18 protein-coding genes are annotated in these 15,574 nt (G+C 69.7%); 6 read left to right on the top strand and 12 right to left on the bottom strand.

The genetic code is table 11. The annotated features are described in order from the left end of the window. The first annotated feature begins 179 nt into the window (after positions 1 to 179). From lnt to ACIBX3_RS20325, 3 genes are all read left to right on the top strand, one after another. Positions 180 to 1,886 (top strand): apolipoprotein N-acyltransferase, encoded by a 1,707-nt coding sequence (gene lnt / locus ACIBX3_RS20315; protein ID WP_397119074.1) that lies wholly within the window; start codon positions 180 to 182, stop codon positions 1,884 to 1,886. A 2-nt stretch (positions 1,887 to 1,888) separates the two neighbouring features. After that, positions 1,889 to 2,638 (top strand): polyprenol monophosphomannose synthase, encoded by a 750-nt coding sequence (locus ACIBX3_RS20320; protein WP_397119076.1) that lies wholly within the window; start codon positions 1,889 to 1,891, stop codon positions 2,636 to 2,638. Between the two features lie 62 nt (positions 2,639 to 2,700). Continuing rightward, positions 2,701 to 3,207, top strand: coding sequence for an FxsA family protein (locus tag ACIBX3_RS20325; protein WP_397119078.1), 507 nt, complete (start codon positions 2,701 to 2,703; stop codon positions 3,205 to 3,207). A gap of 248 nt (positions 3,208 to 3,455) precedes the next feature. Here ACIBX3_RS20325 and ACIBX3_RS20330 read toward each other — a convergent pair whose 3' ends face one another. The 3 genes from ACIBX3_RS20330 to ACIBX3_RS20340 form a co-directional block, all read right to left on the bottom strand. Next, positions 3,456 to 3,800, bottom strand: coding sequence for an RNA polymerase-binding protein RbpA (locus ACIBX3_RS20330; RefSeq protein ID WP_043625492.1), 345 nt, complete (start codon positions 3,798 to 3,800; stop codon positions 3,456 to 3,458). 124 nt (positions 3,801 to 3,924) lie between these two features. Beyond that, the gene (locus ACIBX3_RS20335; RefSeq protein WP_397119080.1) at positions 3,925 to 4,584 is read right to left on the bottom strand and encodes a hypothetical protein; all 660 of its coding nucleotides are present in this window, start codon (positions 4,582 to 4,584) and stop codon (positions 3,925 to 3,927) included. A 123-nt stretch (positions 4,585 to 4,707) separates the two neighbouring features. After that, the gene (locus ACIBX3_RS20340) at positions 4,708 to 5,217 is read right to left on the bottom strand and encodes a nuclear transport factor 2 family protein (RefSeq protein WP_397119082.1); all 510 of its coding nucleotides are present in this window, start codon (positions 5,215 to 5,217) and stop codon (positions 4,708 to 4,710) included. A gap of 33 nt (positions 5,218 to 5,250) precedes the next feature. On the opposite strand from ACIBX3_RS20340, the gene ACIBX3_RS20345 reads away from it, so the two are divergent. Continuing rightward, positions 5,251 to 5,733, top strand: coding sequence for a winged helix-turn-helix transcriptional regulator (locus ACIBX3_RS20345; RefSeq protein ID WP_397119084.1), 483 nt, complete (start codon positions 5,251 to 5,253; stop codon positions 5,731 to 5,733). On the opposite strand, the gene ACIBX3_RS20350 is transcribed toward ACIBX3_RS20345, so the two are convergent. From ACIBX3_RS20350 to ACIBX3_RS20370, 5 genes are all read right to left on the bottom strand, one after another. Continuing rightward, positions 5,730 to 7,157: an MFS transporter gene (locus ACIBX3_RS20350; protein WP_397119086.1), complete on the bottom strand. Its 1,428-nt coding sequence runs from the start codon at positions 7,155 to 7,157 to the stop codon at positions 5,730 to 5,732. The two genes, ACIBX3_RS20345 and ACIBX3_RS20350, sit on opposite strands and share 4 nt — an antisense overlap. 515 nt (positions 7,158 to 7,672) lie before the next feature. Next, entirely contained in the window at positions 7,673 to 8,131 is a 459-nt protein-coding gene (locus ACIBX3_RS20355; protein WP_397119088.1) for a hypothetical protein, read from the bottom strand. A gap of 198 nt (positions 8,132 to 8,329) precedes the next feature. Continuing rightward, positions 8,330 to 8,452, bottom strand: coding sequence for a hypothetical protein (locus ACIBX3_RS20360; protein WP_397119090.1), 123 nt, complete (start codon positions 8,450 to 8,452; stop codon positions 8,330 to 8,332). A 98-nt stretch (positions 8,453 to 8,550) separates the two neighbouring features. Further along, entirely contained in the window at positions 8,551 to 9,276 is a 726-nt protein-coding gene (locus ACIBX3_RS20365) for an SDR family NAD(P)-dependent oxidoreductase (RefSeq protein ID WP_397119092.1), read from the bottom strand. 172 nt (positions 9,277 to 9,448) lie between these two features. Further along, entirely contained in the window at positions 9,449 to 9,802 is a 354-nt protein-coding gene (locus ACIBX3_RS20370) for a DoxX family protein (protein ID WP_397119093.1), read from the bottom strand. 124 nt (positions 9,803 to 9,926) lie between these two features. On the opposite strand from ACIBX3_RS20370, the gene ACIBX3_RS20375 reads away from it, so the two are divergent. Next, a complete protein-coding gene (locus tag ACIBX3_RS20375) occupies positions 9,927 to 10,514 on the top strand; it encodes a TetR/AcrR family transcriptional regulator (protein WP_397119095.1) in 588 nt (195 codons plus the stop codon). 138 nt (positions 10,515 to 10,652) lie between these two features. Here ACIBX3_RS20375 and ACIBX3_RS20380 read toward each other — a convergent pair whose 3' ends face one another. From ACIBX3_RS20380 to ACIBX3_RS20395, 4 genes are all read right to left on the bottom strand, one after another. Beyond that, positions 10,653 to 10,850 (bottom strand): ferredoxin, encoded by a 198-nt coding sequence (locus ACIBX3_RS20380; RefSeq protein ID WP_397119097.1) that lies wholly within the window; start codon positions 10,848 to 10,850, stop codon positions 10,653 to 10,655. Positions 10,851 to 10,857: 7 nt separating this feature from the next. Next, positions 10,858 to 12,081, bottom strand: a complete 1,224-nt coding sequence (locus ACIBX3_RS20385; protein WP_397119099.1) for a cytochrome P450 — start codon at positions 12,079 to 12,081, stop codon at positions 10,858 to 10,860. Between the two features lie 151 nt (positions 12,082 to 12,232). Next, on the bottom strand, positions 12,233 to 13,336 hold the full coding sequence (locus ACIBX3_RS20390; RefSeq protein ID WP_397119101.1) for a hypothetical protein: 1,104 nt from the start codon (positions 13,334 to 13,336) through the stop codon (positions 12,233 to 12,235). A gap of 142 nt (positions 13,337 to 13,478) precedes the next feature. Continuing rightward, positions 13,479 to 14,369 (bottom strand): RNA polymerase sigma-70 factor, encoded by an 891-nt coding sequence (locus ACIBX3_RS20395; RefSeq protein ID WP_397119332.1) that lies wholly within the window; start codon positions 14,367 to 14,369, stop codon positions 13,479 to 13,481. Between the two features lie 317 nt (positions 14,370 to 14,686). On the opposite strand from ACIBX3_RS20395, the gene ACIBX3_RS20400 reads away from it, so the two are divergent. Next, positions 14,687 to 15,538: an SDR family NAD(P)-dependent oxidoreductase gene (locus ACIBX3_RS20400; protein WP_397119103.1), complete on the top strand. Its 852-nt coding sequence runs from the start codon at positions 14,687 to 14,689 to the stop codon at positions 15,536 to 15,538. Positions 15,539 to 15,574 lie beyond the last annotated feature (36 nt).

A 15,574-nucleotide genomic window follows, 5' to 3' on the forward strand; every position in this document is an offset into this window, starting at 1 on the left:
GCCAGTGCGCCGGGTGGTCCCGCCGCTCGCGGGATCACCCTGCCGCTCGCCTTTCGCCTTTTCGCCTCGGACCGCCCAATTCTTGATCTTCCTGTGCCCCCCTTGCTGACATGAGCGCGGCCGGGGGGCGGTAGCGTTTTCGCAAGCAGGCGTTCGATGGTGGCGGAGGAGATCCCGGAGTGGTTCAGGACAGAACGGGCGTGCCCCCCGCGACGGGGCACGGCCCGGACCCGGCCGCCGGGTCTGCGCCGGACAACTCCGGCACGCCATCACCCCAGCTCACGGGCACGTTCCCCACGTCCGCCGACCCCGGCACCGGCTCCTCCGCGCCAGAGCCCCCCACGGCCCGCACCGCAGGGGACGAGTCCGGGCGGGAGCCGTGGATGGTGCTGCTCGCCCGGGTGGCGGCGGCCGTTGCCGGCGGGATCGCGTTGTTCCTGGCCTTCCCGCCGCTCAGCTGGTGGCTGTGCGCCCCTCTCGGCATCGCGCTCATCACCGGCTCGCTCTACCGCACCCGCCCCAGGCGGGCCGCCTGGCTCGGTTACCTGAGCGCCGCGGTGTTCCTGTTCCCCGCCCTGGCCTGGGTCCGCACGATCGGCGATGACGTCTGGCTCATGCTGGTCGGCACCGAGAGCCTGTTCTACGCCGCCATGGCCGCCCTGGCCGCACTCGTGTTCAGACTCCCGGGCTGGCCGGTGTGGTTCGGCGGCCTGTGGGTGGCCATGGAGTGGGCCCGCGGCCTGGTGCCCATCGGCGGGTTCCCGTGGGCGCGGGTGGCCTTCAGCCAGGGCGAGTCGCTGTTCACCCCCTACGCCGCGCTCGGCGGCGCGCCGCTGGTGTCGTTCGCCGTCACCTTGTGCGGCGGGTTCCTGGCCCACGCGGTCCTGGTACGCGGCCGGGCGTGGCGCAGGGCCGTGCCGGTCGCGCTGGCGCTGGCGGTGCCGGTGCTGACCCTGGCGATCCCGCGACCGGGCGACGAGGGCCGGACGGTCAACGTCGGCATCGTGCAGGGCAATGTCCCTGGCCGCGGCATGTACGCCCTCGGCGACGAGCCCGCCGTCGTGCTGAAGAACCACGCCAACGAGACCAGGCGCCTGGCCCAGGCCGTACGCGAGGGCAAGCTCCCCAAGCCCGACATCGTCGTTCTTCCGGAGAACTCCACCGACATCGACCCTTACCAGGACGCGGTCGCCCGCCAGATCATCGGGGACTCCGTCCGGGACGTCGGCGTGCCCACGCTCGTCGGCGCCGTCGCGGCGATCGGCACAGAACAGCGCGCCACCCGCAGCCTGGTGTGGGACCCGGCGACCGGCCCCGGCGCTTACTACGACAAGCAGCACCTGGTGCCGTTCGGCGAGTACACGCCGTTCAAGGAGATCGTGCTGGCGCTGTGGGAGCGGGCCAACCTGGTCGGCAGGCAGTCGGTCGCCGGCGACAAGCCGGGCGACCTGAAGATGGGCCCGGTCACGATCGGCGCGGTCAACTGCTACGAGGTGGCCTACGACGACACCGTACGCGGCACCGTGCGCGCCGGCGGGACCCCGCTCGTGGTGCAGACCAACAACGCCACCTACGCCGAGTCCAACCTGCCGCCCCAGCAGCTGGCCATGTCGCAGCTGCGCGCCGTCGAGCACAACAGGGCCGTCGTGACCGCCGCCACCACGGGCATCTCGGCATTCGTCACCCCTGACGGTAAGGTCTCCTGGCAGACCCGCGAACTGGTCGCGGACATGAACGTGGTCAAGGTGCCCGTGCGTGCCAAGGAAACGATCGCCACGAAGGTGGGAGCGTTTCCTGAGTGGGCATTGATGGTGATGGGAGCGATGGCCGCCGGAGTCGCCGCGTGGCGTGGCAGGCGGCGAGGCGACCGGGTGAGGAGCGACTGACTGTGGAGACTCTCGGCCGGGTGCTCGTCGTCGTACCGACCTACAACGAGCGCGACAATCTGCCCCTGATCGTCGGGCGGGTCCGTGCCGCGGTGCCGGACGCCGACCTGCTGGTGGCCGACGACAACAGCCCCGACGGCACCGGAGAGGTCGCCGACGAGCTGGCCGCCGCCGACGACCACGTGCACGTCCTGCACCGCCCCGGCAAGCAGGGCCTCGGCGCGGCCTACATCGCCGGGTTCCGCTGGGGGCTGGCCGAGGGCTACGACGTGCTGGTGGAGATGGACGCCGACGGCTCGCACCAGCCCGAGGAGCTGCCGAAACTGCTGGAGGCGCTGGCCGACGGCGCCGACCTGGCGATCGGGTCGCGGTACGTCCCCGGCGGCAAGATCGTCAACTGGCCGCACCGGCGGGAGCTGCTGTCCAAGGGCGCCAACGTCTACACGCGCGTCATGCTCGGCCTCCCGGTCCGCGACGCCACCGCCGGGTTCCGCGCCTACCGGGCCGCCACCCTGGAGAAGGTGGGCCTGTCGGGCGTGGAGTCGCAGGGTTACTGCTTCCAGGTGGACCTGACGCTGCGCACCTCCAGGCACGGGCTGCGGGTGGTGGAGGTGCCCATCACGTTCGTGGAGCGGACGGTGGGCAAGAGCAAGATGAGCGGCAAGGTCATGTCCGAGGCGCTGTGGCGGATCGGCATGTGGGGCGTCACCGGCCTGCCCAAGCGCCTGCGCCGTAAAGGCGATCGCGGATAGGAACGCTCGCGGCGTTCCGGGCGTTGTTCCTGACGTACGCGTGTGCGGAATCGAGGGAAACGATGCGGCTCCTGCTCTTCCTGGCCTTCCTGGTCGTCCCCGTCCTGGAGATCTGGCTGCTGATCCAGGTCGGCTCCGTGATCGGCGGGCCCGCGACCGTGGCCCTGCTGATCGCCGACAGTCTGCTGGGGGCGTGGATCGTGCGCCGCGAGGGGCGCCGGGCCTGGCGGGCGCTGCAGGAGGCGCTGCAGTCCGGCCGGATGCCCAACCGCGAGCTGGCCGACGGCGGCCTGGTGCTGGTGGGTGGCGCGCTGCTGCTGACGCCGGGGTTCTTCACCGACGTCTTCGGGTTCCTGTGCGTGCTGCCGTTCACCCGGCCGATGATGCGCCGCCTGGGGGCGTGGTTCTTCGAGCGCAGGGTCAAGCGGATGGCGGCCGCCTCCCCGTACGCGAACCTCTTCCCGCCGCAGTCCACCTCCCCGTCGCAGGCCGACGCCGGCGCCCAGCACGGAGCCCCGCACGGCGGCCGGGTCGTGCACGGCGAGGTCATCAAGGAGGACCGCGACTGAGAGCCGGCCTCCGCCACACCGGTCACTTCGCCGGCCCCGCACCGCGGACGGCCTGATCAGGTTGCGGGCGGTACTCGATGCCGAGGTCGCCGGCGAACACCCGGAGTGGCCGCGTCAGCTGCGCGCCCGGCTGAGCAGGCGCATGAGCCGGATGCGGCGCCGCCTCATCCCGGCGATTCGGGTCTTCGCGTGGGGCGCATGAGAAAGCCCCCGGGCCCTAGGGCCCGGGGGTCTCACCGTGAGAGATGTCAGGCGCTCTTACGACGCTGGGCCCGCAGGACCGCGAGCCGTTCGTTGAGCACCTCCTCAAGGTCTTCGATGGACCGCCGCTCCAGGAGCATGTCCCAGTGTGTCCGCGGGGGCTTGGTCTTCTTCGACTCCGGCTGCTCGCCGTCCACACGCACCGCCGTCGCGCCGCACATGCGGCACTCCCAGGTCGCGGGGATCTCGGCCTCGGCGGCAAGCGGAACCTCGAAGCGATGGCCCTTAGGACAGGTGTAGGACACCTCCTGGCGTGGGGCCAGATCCGTGTTACGGTCGTTCTCGTAGCTGGTTGCCCCGAGCCGGGTGCCACGAAGCGCGCGCTCGCCCATGTTTAAATGCCTCCTACAGGGCCCCCTTGCGTGGGGGGTCTGTCTCCCACGGTGTCTAACGCTTGGTACCGTGATGGGATTCCCACCCACGGCGTGATCCAATCGCGGTTGGGGCCTCGGGTCTTCACACGATTGCCGATTCCGGCCGTGATTGCGGGGTTCCGCGGTTCTCATGATCTGAGAGTGCCGGACGGTGACGCCACGTGAGCGCCGCGGCGAGGCAGAGGCCGCCGATCATGATGAGCGCGCCGTGCGCGATCCGCAGCGGGTACGGGCCGAAGAACTGAGGGATGAACAGCGCGAACCCCAGCGCCAGCGCCGCCCCGCTCCACCTGGGCAGCGTGCCGGAGCGCCACACCGCGACCGCTGCCATGACGGTCCCGGCGGCGAGCAGCGCCAGCCCGGCGGCGAACATGGTCATCGCGACGGGCCCGTACCTGAACTGCTCGGCCAATTCCATCAGCGCGGGCGTCCGGTCGCGCAGGGAGCGCTGGGCGATCACGTTCAGCCCGAAGTCCTCCGCGCCGTAGTACGGCAGCGTCAGGCCGGCGCCGGTCCAGGTCACAACCGCGGCGCGCAGCGACAGCCGGTCGCCGAGCACCTGGTGCAGGCCTAGTGCGGCCAGGCCGAGCAGGATGAAGCCGAGCATCGCGGCGGCGTGGCCGGCGACCCAGGCGGTGGAGGCCATCGCGACGGCGTCGTCTCCGGAGGGACGGATCGCCGGGTAGAGGAGGAACAGTATTCCGCTCGCCGCGAAGGCCGTGGCGGTCAGCCGGGACGTCATCAGTGCTCCTAAGAGTGCGTCGCTCACTTGCGAGAGCAATGCTCTCGCATGTCGGGTGACGCCGTCAAGAGCGGTGCTCTCGATATGGAGCAATGGACGCTCCCGCTGCCGGGGGCGCGCTCGCTACGGGCGGCGGCCGCGGGTCAGGAGCGGGACCAGGGTCCGGTCGCCGAGCCGGGTCATCGCCGCCAGCGGCTTGACGGCCGCACCCACCAGCAGGGGAAGCCCCGGCCGGCCGGTGGCCCTGGCGAGGCCGGGGCCGAGCGCGGCCATCAGTGCCGTCAGCGCGGGCAGCGGCCGGATCCACATGGTGATCTCCTTGACCAGCCCGTCGTCGTCCACCGCGAGCATGGCCGCCTCGTGCAGCTCCTGCCGCCCCAGCCGCGCGGTCGCCGTCAGCATGCGCGTCCGCTCGTCGCCGACGTCGCTCTGATACCGCATCCCGGACAGGACGTCGAACACCGCAGACCACAGCTCCCGCACCTGCTCCTTGCCCCGGAACGAGGCTCTGGCGCTGAGCGGCGAACGGAAGATCACGTCGTCGGCGAGCGTTGCCATGAGTGCGTCGAGGTCGTGTGCCTCGCCCGCCTCCCGGTACGCGCGAACAGGTGAGTCCTGAATGTGAACTGTCATGAGTTCACTTTATCAACCCACTATCCTGGGTCCATGAACAGGTTCGGTGAGATGCACTGCTCCATCGCCCAGGCCGTCGGCGTCCTCGCCGAGCCCTGGACCCCGCTGATCCTCCGTGACCTGTTCCTCGGCCTGCGCCGGTTCGACGACCTTGTGGAGGATCTCGGCATCTCGCGCAACCTTCTGACCCGCCGCCTGGAGCATCTGATCGCGGCGGGCGTGGTCGAGCGCCGGCTCTACCAGGAGCGCCCGGCCCGCTACGACTACGTCCTCACGGAGGCGGGCAGGGACGTCGTGCCCGCCCTGATGACGCTGATGGCGTGGGGCGACCGCTGGTCCACGCCGCCCGGCGGCCCGCCCGCGCTGCTGGTGCACTCCTGCGGCCGGACGTTCACCCCGGTCGTCACCTGCCCGCACTGCGGCGGGGAGGCGACGGCCGGCACGGTGAAGGCCGTGCGCGGCCCCGGCGCGGCTCAGGGGCCCGGCACGATGCTGCTGGCCGCCTCCGGCGGCTAGATTCCGTCCGGCACCTCGTTGCCGGCGTCCCTGATGGCCTTGGGCAGGTTCGTCAGGGCCAGCAGCACGAACCCGGCGACGAAGAAGACGACCAGGGACACGATGGCGATGCGGTAGCTGCCGGTCAGCGTCAGGGCCAGCGTGATCGTCAGGTTGCCGATGAAGGCCGAGCCCTTGTCGCTGATCTGCAGCAGGCTGAAGTATTCCGCCTCCCGCCCCTTCGGGATCACCTGGGAGAACAGCGAACGCGACAGCGCCTGCGTGCCGCCCAGGACGACGGCGATGGCCAGGGCCATGAGCATGAACTGCAGCACCGCCTGCTCCTGAATGAACAGGGCGACGATGACGATCCCCGTCCACACCACCAGGCTGGCCAGCACTGTGCGCTTGGTGCCGAACACCCGGGCCAGCCGGCCCAGCAGGAGCGCGCCGAAGAACGCCACGAACTGCACCATCAGGATGGTGACGATCTGGATGGTCGTGTCGAGCTTCAGGGCCTGCGAGGCGAAGGCCGCGCTGTGCCCGATGACGGTCTGGATGCCGTCGTTGTAGACGAGGTAGGCGATCAGGAACAGCATCGTCAGCGGGTATTTGCGCAGCTCGGCCAGCGTGCGGCCGAGCTGGCGGAAGCTGCCGCCGACTGAGCCGAGCGCGGTGCTCTCGTGCGGCGGCACCGGCCGGTTGCGCAGCCGCAGCAGCGGGACGATGGTGAAGACGGCCCACCACAGCCCGGACGACATCAGGCAGATCCGCACCGACTCGCTGGTGCTCAGGCCGAGCGCGTCGTGGTTGAGGAACAACGCCAGGTTGAGCGCGAGCAGCAGGCCGCCGCCGATGTAGCCGATGGCCCAGCCCTGGGCGGAGACGCGGTCGCGCTCCTGGGCGGTGGAGATCTGCGGCAGGAACGAGTCGTAGACCACGATCGAGCAGCCGTAGGCCAGGTTGGCCAGGACGAACAGCACCAGGCCCAGCAGGTAGCGGTCGCCGTCGAGGAAGAACAGTCCGAGGACGGCCAGCGCGCCGGCGTAGGCGAAGCCGCCGAGCAGCTCCCGCTTGCGGCCGGTGTGGTCGGCCAGCGCGCCCGCGATGGGCAGCAACACGATCTGCAGCAGCACCGCGACCGTCGTGGCCAGCCCCCAGATCGCCACGGGCCGGATGTCGGCGCCGAACACGTCGACGAACCCCAGCTCGGGGGTGGTCAGCTTGTCGAAATCACGTGCGCAGACGTCGGCCGGCGTGGTGGGGAAGTCTTTGGCGCAGGCCGCGGTCGTGGCCACCGAGATCAGGTACGGGCCGAGGAAGACCGAGATGACGGTGGTGTAGAAGGCGGAGTTGGCCCAGTCGTAGACGTACCAGCCGCGCTGCTCGCGGCGGCGTGCGGCGGGGGAGTCGTCAAGGGCCGTTGGGGGGTGGGAACGTTTCATGAGGAAGTCATTCCTGTGTATGAGCTCGCGTGGGTAAGTGTTTGCGGAGACCGGCCGATGTCGCGCCTATATGTCCAAGTCGTGAGGGAATCCGCCGTCTTGGGCGGGACCGCACGTGGGACATGCGTCGCCGCCCGGGGTTGTGCGTGGGGGACCACTGTGTCCAAGACCGTTCGGGGCGCCCGGCTGACCGGCTGGGCTGTCCGGTGACCATCATGCCGTCATGCCGCCAGGCTGCCGGGATGTCACCGGCCGCGCTGCTCGAGCACCTCCAACACCTCGAACACCTCGAACAGCGCGCGCAGGTTGCGCAGGTCGGCGGTCAAATCGCAGTGTCGTGCCCATGACCTTACGATGATCACCTTCTGCGAAAAGGGCTCTGCCCGTGACTCGGAGGGGCCGTGGAACCATCAAAAAGGTACAGGCAACGGCAAGCCGTGTCCTCACGCGGCAAGGGCGTGTTCGCGCAAGTGGCGCCTCATGACGGCCTGCAGGAAACCGCGCCCTCACGACCGTCAGGGCAAACCGGTGGCGGATAAAGAACACCGTCGTCCCGAGCGGGGCCGGTGACCGCGTGAAAGGCGCTCATGCCTGGTGGAGCTCGCCGAGAAGACCGGCGCCGACCTGGTATGGGCCACGAGCCGGACCCGGCGCAGGCTCACCGGGTCGACCTGCCGAAGGGAGTCCAGCGGGCGCAGGCCTTCCGCCGAGGAGGCGATGCCGCTCAGTTCGGCGAGCGCGCAGGCGGCGAAGGCGAGCCCGCGGGAGGCGATCCACCCGTCGGTGAAGGTTCGCGGCGTCTCGTTCCCGTTCTGCGCGCGGTCGACGATCGATGCGATCGCCGCCGCCCCGGCGGGGTCGTCAGCGCCGCTGAGGTACGCCCGCGCGTGCGCGACCAGGGCCGGGTCGCTCACAGCCGCCGACAGCACCGCCTCGATGTGGCCGCGGTGCTCCTCGGCCGGCTTCGCTGCCACGTCCGCGGCGCCGGGGCCGACGGTGTCGCCGGGCGTGACCTCGCCCAGCGCCCGGTTGGAGACGCCCGGTTCCGCGGGGAGCGCGCCGCCCCGCCGGGGTGCAGATCTCGGCGCAGGGGCTCGGAGAGGACCAGGACGTCCTCGTCCGGGGGGAAGTGATCGTCCATGGCGGATCACCGTAGCGGAACCGGGTGACACTCACCCCACGTCCAGCAGATACCGCAGGTCGCGCTCCACCTCGCGGACGGTCCGGGCTGGCTCGCGGGCGAACAGAACGGCGCAGTCGCCGCGGAAGCGGGTGAACGGGCCGGCGACCGACAAGAGACGTCGGTGGGGGATCCCGCTTTGCGGTTGGCGGTGGTGGTCAGGAACCTGTGACGAACCAACCCTTGCTCATCTGTCTCTCCGTTCTGGGATGTTCACCAGGCGATGGGGCCGAGGCGGTCGATGAAGGTCCCGGTCGGCCCGTCAGAGGCGAGCGTCGCACGGTCGATGATCGGATCACTGCCCTCGGTGACCGTCAGCACGCCCGCGCGGTTCATGTCGGTGGCGGGAAACCTGCCGTTGGCGACCTCGCCGGGGGTCACGGCGTTGAACTTGATGGCCGGCAGCGCCTGGGCGTATCGGACGGTGATCATGTTCAGTGCCGCCTTCGACGAGGTGTAGGCGAGTTCGTACATCTTCGAGACGGCTTGCCCCGGGTCAGTCACGAACGCGATAGACCCACCGGCGCCGGTGACCATCACCACCCGCGGGTTATCGGCCGCCTGCAACAGCGGCAGGAACGCGTTCGTGACCCGGACCGGCCCGTACACATTGGTGTCGTAGACGGCGTGGATGTCCTTGGCCGTCGCGTCCGCCGGGTTGACACCGCGGCCCGGCGTGCCCGCGTTGTTGATCAGCACGTCCATCCGGTCGGTGTGCTCCCGGACCAGCCGCACAGCCCCGGCCACCGACTCCTCCGAGGTCACGTCCAACGGAACCATGATGACGTGTGCGCCGTCGGCGGCCAGCTTCTGCGCGGCGGCCCTTCCCCGGCCCTCGTCGCGTGAGCCGAGGAAGACCCTCCAACCCAGCTCCCCGAGCCTACGCGCCGTCTCGTAGCCCAGGCCTTTGTTCGCTCCAGTGATCAATACTGAGGTCATGTTCTCTCCTGACGTCGTTGTACTTACGACCATGTGACGGTGCCGACCCGATTCCTGTGACACTGCCGAGGTGTGATGTAGGCCACCAGCGGCGGTTGTCACAAACCGAATGTGAGGTGACGCGTCGATCGTTATGCCGCGGCGGCCAGGTGAGAGAGCCTGTCTCCACGAATCACGACCAGTGGTAGCCCAGGTTCACGGCTAGTGCGGCCACCGCAGTGGCGAAGAATCCGCCCCAATTCACGAGCTTGCGGGAACCCACTCGCAGGTGCGCGAGAAGCGCGCCGAGGAAGTACAACACAAGGCTGAAGGCGGCGAGTGTCCCCAGCATCGGCACGGCGAACCCGCCCAGCAACCCCAAGGAGCCCGCCGCCAGCAACATGCCCAGCACCGGTACCCACGACCGTGGCAGGCGCTTCATGTCCGCCTGAGCCTTCGGGAATTCGTGGCCGATCAGGTAGACGACGGCGGCGCTGCCGTTCAATACCGAGGCGAAGACGGTGACCGTGACATAAACGGCGAACATCAGCCTGCCCTTCTCGATTTCAGCAATGCGGTGAGCACGGCACGGGCCGTGCCGTTGAGGTCAGCATGGTCAACTGGGTTCGCATCTGTCAACACGGCACGTGCCGTTCCAGTAGGGTGACGGCATGACCGACCAACGCGCCCCTCGTACCGACGCCCGGACCGAAGCGATCATGCGGGTCACGCTGGACCTGGCCCGAGAGGTCGGCTACGCCAAGCTCAGCATCGAGGCGGTCGCGGCCCGGGCCGGCGTCGGCAAACACACCGTCTACCGCCGCTGGGCCTCCCGGGGCCTGCTGTTCCTCGACGCGGTCCTCAGCCTGAACACCGCAGGCCTGGACCACCCCGACAGCGGCGACATCGTGGCCGATCTGCGCGAGGTGATGACCAGGGCCGCCGACCTGCTGGGCCGGCCGCCATGGGGACCGCTGTACCAGGACCTCATCGGCGAAGCCCAGCACGATCCGGAGGTCGCCGCCGCGCTCAACCGGCGTTTCATCGAGCCACAGACCGCCAACACCCTGGCTCGCCTCAGGTCCGCCAAGGACCAGGGCCAACTCGCTCCCGACTTCGACCTGGACCTGGCGTTCGAGATCCTGTCGGGCCCCTTGTACTACCGGCTGCTGATCACACAGCAGCCGGTGACCCCCGCCTACATCGACCGCGTACTCCATGCCCTCTTCGCCGGGATGAGCCCCAGAGCGCAAACGTGATAGCGCAGGGTCGACCGACTGGTCCGCCCTTTCTTAACCTGATGCGGCATCTGCCTCCAGCGCGGACGCGCTGGAGGCAGGTCTGACCTACCCGCCCGCTACGGGCACGGGCGGACGCGTGTCCACCCGGGGCAGGGCTCAGCTCTCCAGGATGGACAGGGCTCGGGACGGGCACAGGGTGACGGCGTGGCGTGCCTGTGCCGCCCTCTGGTCGTCGGGGTGGTCGGTCAGCAGGGCCACGATGCCGTCGTCGTCCTGGTCGAAGACGGCCGGTTCGGTCAGGACGCACTGGCCGGAGCCGACGCAGGCCCCGGTGTCCGCTTTGATCCGCATCATGTCCTGCTCACCAGGTGACCGGGAGTTCGTGAACGCCGTAGATGACGGCATCGGACTTGAACGGCAGATCCTCGGCCGGTGCGGCCAGCCGCAGGGTGGGAACACGGCGGAACAGCGTGTCGAAGACGATCTGCAGTTCCATCCGGGCCAGGTTCTGGCCGAGGCACTGGTGCGGGCCGAAGCCGAAGGCGAGGTGGTGGCGGGCCCCGCGGTCGACATCCAGTTCGCCCGGGTTCTTGAACACCGCCGGGTCCCAGTTGGCCGACAGCATCGAGACGACGACGCCTTCGCCGGCCTTGATGCTCACCCCGCCGATCTTCACATCTTCGGTGGCCAGCCGGGAGGTGACCCCGTCGGCGATGGTGAAGTAGCGCAGCAGTTCCTCCACGGCCATGGGCGTCCTGCCCGGGTCGGCCTTGACCAGGGCCAGCTGCTCCGGATGGGAGAGCAGCCCCACCACGCCGAGCGAGATCATGTTCGCCGTGGTCTCGTGCCCGGCGGTCAGCAGCAGGAAGGCCAGGCTCACCAGGCTCGCATGGTCGAGGGTGCCCTCCTGGCGTTGCCGGGCGATCTGCCGGCCGAACAGGTCGTCGCCGGGTTCGGACTCCTTGCGGGTGACCAGGTCGTCGATGTAGGCCCGCAGTTCGGCGAACGCCTTCTGGCGGTCCTCCACCGAGTTCCGGCGCACCATCATGGTGGTACGGCTCTGGAAGAAGTCGTGGTCGGTGTACGGGACGCCGAGCAGTTCGCAGATCACCAGGGAGGGCACCGGCAGGGACAACACCTGCACCAGGTCCACCGGCCGTCGGTCGGCGGCGAGCAGGTCGTCGATGAAGTGGTCGACGATGTCCTGGATCCGCGGGCGCAGCGCGGCCAGCCGCTTCACGGTGAACTCGCCGATCACCGGCCGCCGGGCCGCGGCGTGTTCAGCGCCGTCCATGCCGAGCATCAACGGCGGCTGGCTGCGCAGCTGCTGCAGGGTCGTCGCATCGAGGGTGAACAGCGGGAAGCCCTCCTTGCGCTTGTCGGAGGAGAAGCGGCCATCGACGAGGACGGCCCGGGCCTCCTCATGCCCGGACACCCACCACGCCTCTCCGCCGCTGGCCAGGCGGACCTTGCTGATCGGTGCCTGCTCGCGCAGCCGCTCGTAGGCGGCGGGCGGGGCGAACGGGCAGCCCCGCTCGACCGGCAATTCCAGATCGGCGAGTTCGCCGGCAACGCTCTTCGTCATGAATGACCTCCCAGTACTAGATCTGGCGGAATGTGTTCTGCTTGTGGCGATCTCCGGAACCGGCGGTGTCCTGCGGAGGCCGAGAGTCGCCTGTCGCGCCCCCGTCAGGTCCATGTCGCTCCAAGGCCGTGGGCCGGCTCGTCACCGGTGTTCATCGCAGGCTGAGCGGGGTCTCGGATTCGCTGGCGACCACATCTCCGGGTCGCGGACGCGTAGGAGAGGCCGGTGATGCGGCCGCCTGGGGAAGGCCCGCGGCGACGGTGGCGGTACCGCGCACGCGCAGGCAGGCGGCCAGGCACAGCACGACCCCGAGCGCGAGCCAGGCGACCAGGACGACGACGGAGTGGGTGACGCCGCGGCCGTCGAAGAACGCCGTGGAGCGCAGCAACTGGCCACCCGCCCCGGGCGGCAGCAGCTGGCCGAGAACGCCGGACCAGCCGGGCAGCATTTCGGGCGCGGTCGCGGCACCTGACAGTGGATTGCCGATGAGCATCATGACGACGGCGCCGAGACCGAAGCCCGCCACCCCGAGCAGTGACTCCAACCCGAGAATGCTCAGGGAGGTGGCCGCGATGGTCAGGGCGATGGCGCCGCTGTTGGCCCAGTAGGAGCCGTTGAGCGAGCCGAGCCAGAACTGCAGGATCGCTGCCGCGGCCAGGCCGCCGGTGATGGCGAAGGTGAGCGCTCCGGTGACCCGGCGGGCGGTGCCGCGGACGAGTCTGGTCAGCAGGAGTGGGGCGAGCAGGCCACCCATGACCAGGGGAAGGGCTCCGGCGGCCAGACCGGCGCCGCGCGGGTCGTCGGCCGGCAAGGCGACGAGGTCGCGGACGGCGATCGCCGTACCGGTGCCCTGTGTCTGCGCCTGGTTCAGCGCGGTCGCCAGGCTCTGCAGGGTCTGAGCGACCGCCGCGCCGGCGGCGGAGGCCATGATGACCTGCGGGGTTCCGGAGCTGACGTCGATCGCCCCGTACACCTGCCGGTCGCGGATCAACCGTTCGGCGGCCGCGGTGCCGGCGACCTCGATGATCTCGAAGCCGCCCGGCAGGCGCTGGCCGAGAGCGGTGCTGATCTGCTCGACCGCGGTGGCCGGCCCGGCGACGGCGATCGGCACATCGTGTACCGACGAGCGCACCGACGGCCAGGCGAAGGCGGTGAGCAGCACGGAGATGCCCGCCGTGAGCAGGACGACCGCCCTGACCACCGTTAACCAGGGTGACGGTGGTGTGTCGGCTGCCTGCGAGGCCTGAACGGCCATGCCTACTCCTCGAAGACAACGTTTGCGTGATTGACGTGGTGACGGGGCGGGCCGGTACGCACGTGCGCCGATGAGCGGATGCCTTCGCTCGGGATGCTCCGCACTGTCGAGATATCGTGATCAAGGCGCGGCGGCCGACGGATCACTTCAGCGTGAGGGGGGTCTCGGATGCGATGCGGGTCAGCTTCTGCGGGTTGCGGACGTAGTAGAGGCCGGTGATGCGGGCGTCCTCGACCCGGGCTGCTATGACGCCGTCGATGTCGCCGTCCACGCGCAGCAGGAGTGCCGGATTGCCGTTGACCACGGTGGGTTCGCCGGCGAGCGCGATCTGAGCCTTGCCGAGGCCGCTGACGATCATGCGGGCCACCTTGCCGGCGCCGATGATCGGCTGCGGCGCGGCCTGCTTGACGCCGCCGCCGTCGCTGATCAGGACGACCTCGGGGGCGAGCACGTCGAGCAGGCCCTGCAGGTCCCTGGTTTCGACCGCGCGCTGGAACGACTCCAGTACCGCCCGGATCTGGCTCGGGGAGACCACCTCGCGCGGGCGGCGGGCATCGACGTGCCGCCGGGCGCGGTGCGCGATCTGGCGCACGGTCGCCGGGGTCTTGCCGACCGCGGCCGCGATCTCGTCGTAGCCGACGTCGAAGACCTCCCGCAGGACGAAGACGGCGCGCTCGGTCGGCGACAGCGTCTCCAGGACGAGCATCAGCGCCATCGACACGCTCTCGGCGAGTTCGACGTCCTCGGCCACGTCCGGCGCGGTGAGCAGCGGCTCGGGCAACCACGGGCCGACGTACGCCTCCTTGCGGCGTTTCATCGTGCGCAGCCGGTCCAGCGAGCGCCGGGTGGCGATCCGTACCAGGTAAGCGCGCTGGTCGAGCACCTGCTCCACGTCGACCTTCATCCACCGCAGCCAGGTCTCCTGCAGGACGTCCTCGGCATCGGCGGCCGAGCCGAGCATCTCGTAGGCGACGGTGAACAGCAGGTTGCGGTGGGCGAGGAATGCCTCGGTCGCCTCGGTGGCGCGGTCCATCCGGCCGCCGTCGAAGGGTGGCTCGACCGGGCCGGTCGTTGCCTCGCTGTGCTCGTTCATACCTGGCTCCTGCCTGTTCACCCGCAACTCCTTCTCCATGCATAAGGCGCCGGCGCCCACCGCTGTGTGACACCCGTGATCGGTGACACACGTCACATGACCGCACTGTCACAAAGTTCGGAGCGCCGACGCCTCATGGTCGTCAGGACGCCGCGCGAACGATTCGTCGCGGCACACAACTCCCCGAGTTGATCGCCTCGGCCGGTTGCGTGGTGACCGCCGCGCAACCGCCACCGCAGAAGGAACGGAAAGACATCATGAGCAAGGTCTGGTTCGTCACCGGTTCGTCCCGCGGCCTCGGCCGTAACTTCGTCGAGGCCGCCCTGTCGCGCGGCGACAAGGTGGCCGCGACCGCCCGGACCACCGCAAGCCTTGACGAGCTGGTCGCCGCCTACGGCGAGGCGGTGCTTCCGCTCGAGCTGGACGTGACCGACAAGACCGCCGTCCTCGAGAGTGTGAAGCGGGCCAGGGAGCACTTCGGCCGTCTCGACGTCATCGTGAACAACGCCGGCTACGCCCAGGTCGCCGCGATCGAGGAGCTGACCGAGCAGCAGTTGCGCGACCAGCTGGAGACCAACGTGTTCGGCGCGCTGTGGGTGATCCAGGCCGCGCTGCCCCACCTGCGTGAGCAGGGCGCGGGGCACATCATCCAGCTGTCCTCGGCGGCCGGGCTCATGGCGATGCCGCTCAGCGGCGCCTACAGCGCCTCCAAGTGGGCGCTGGAAGCCCTGAACGAATCCCTCGCCCAAGAGGTCGCAGACTTCGGCATCAAGGTGACCGTGATCGAGCCGGGCGGCTTCGCCACCCGCTCCGGCAAGAACCCCGATCCCCTCAACAACGGCCACCTGTCCCAGCCCAACCCGATCTACGACGGCCTTCGCCAGCGCATCGCCACGTTCGCGGGCAAGCAGCCCGCCGGCGACCCGGCCGCCGCGGCCCAGGCACTCCTCAAGATCGTCGACTCCGACAACCCGCCCCTGCGGGTGCTCTTCGGCCAGGGCTTCTACCCGATGCTCCAGCAGGTCTACGCCGACCGGCTCAAGACCTGGGCCGACTGGCAGGACCTTTCGGCGCAGGCTCACGGCAACCTCGATCAAGAAAATCGATGACCCAGGGCCGAGCCAACCCACCGAGAGCAAGCGAAC

Origin of the sequence: Nonomuraea sp. NPDC049480, assembly GCF_044465905.1 — a bacterium.
Taxonomy (GTDB): Bacteria; Actinomycetota; Actinomycetes; order Streptosporangiales; family Streptosporangiaceae; genus Nonomuraea.

Coding starts and splice junctions, on each gene's coding strand:
- ACIBX3_RS20325 (WP_397119078.1), top strand. CDS start 2,701: ATGCGGCTCCTGCTCTTCCTGGCCTTCCTGGTCGTCCCCGTCCTGGAG.
- ACIBX3_RS20330 (WP_043625492.1), bottom strand. CDS start 3,800: ATGGGCGAGCGCGCGCTTCGTGGCACCCGGCTCGGGGCAACCAGCTAC.
- ACIBX3_RS20335 (WP_397119080.1), bottom strand. CDS start 4,584: ATGACGTCCCGGCTGACCGCCACGGCCTTCGCGGCGAGCGGAATACTG.
- ACIBX3_RS20340 (WP_397119082.1), bottom strand. CDS start 5,217: ATGACAGTTCACATTCAGGACTCACCTGTTCGCGCGTACCGGGAGGCG.
- ACIBX3_RS20345 (WP_397119084.1), top strand. CDS start 5,251: ATGAACAGGTTCGGTGAGATGCACTGCTCCATCGCCCAGGCCGTCGGC.
- ACIBX3_RS20350 (WP_397119086.1), bottom strand. CDS start 7,157: ATGAAACGTTCCCACCCCCCAACGGCCCTTGACGACTCCCCCGCCGCA.
- ACIBX3_RS20365 (WP_397119092.1), bottom strand. CDS start 9,276: ATGACCTCAGTATTGATCACTGGAGCGAACAAAGGCCTGGGCTACGAG.
- ACIBX3_RS20370 (WP_397119093.1), bottom strand. CDS start 9,802: ATGTTCGCCGTTTATGTCACGGTCACCGTCTTCGCCTCGGTATTGAAC.
- ACIBX3_RS20375 (WP_397119095.1), top strand. CDS start 9,927: ATGACCGACCAACGCGCCCCTCGTACCGACGCCCGGACCGAAGCGATC.
- ACIBX3_RS20380 (WP_397119097.1), bottom strand. CDS start 10,850: ATGATGCGGATCAAAGCGGACACCGGGGCCTGCGTCGGCTCCGGCCAG.
- ACIBX3_RS20385 (WP_397119099.1), bottom strand. CDS start 12,081: ATGACGAAGAGCGTTGCCGGCGAACTCGCCGATCTGGAATTGCCGGTC.
- ACIBX3_RS20390 (WP_397119101.1), bottom strand. CDS start 13,336: ATGGCCGTTCAGGCCTCGCAGGCAGCCGACACACCACCGTCACCCTGG.
- ACIBX3_RS20395 (WP_397119332.1), bottom strand. CDS start 14,369: ATGGACCGCGCCACCGAGGCGACCGAGGCATTCCTCGCCCACCGCAAC.
- ACIBX3_RS20400 (WP_397119103.1), top strand. CDS start 14,687: ATGAGCAAGGTCTGGTTCGTCACCGGTTCGTCCCGCGGCCTCGGCCGT.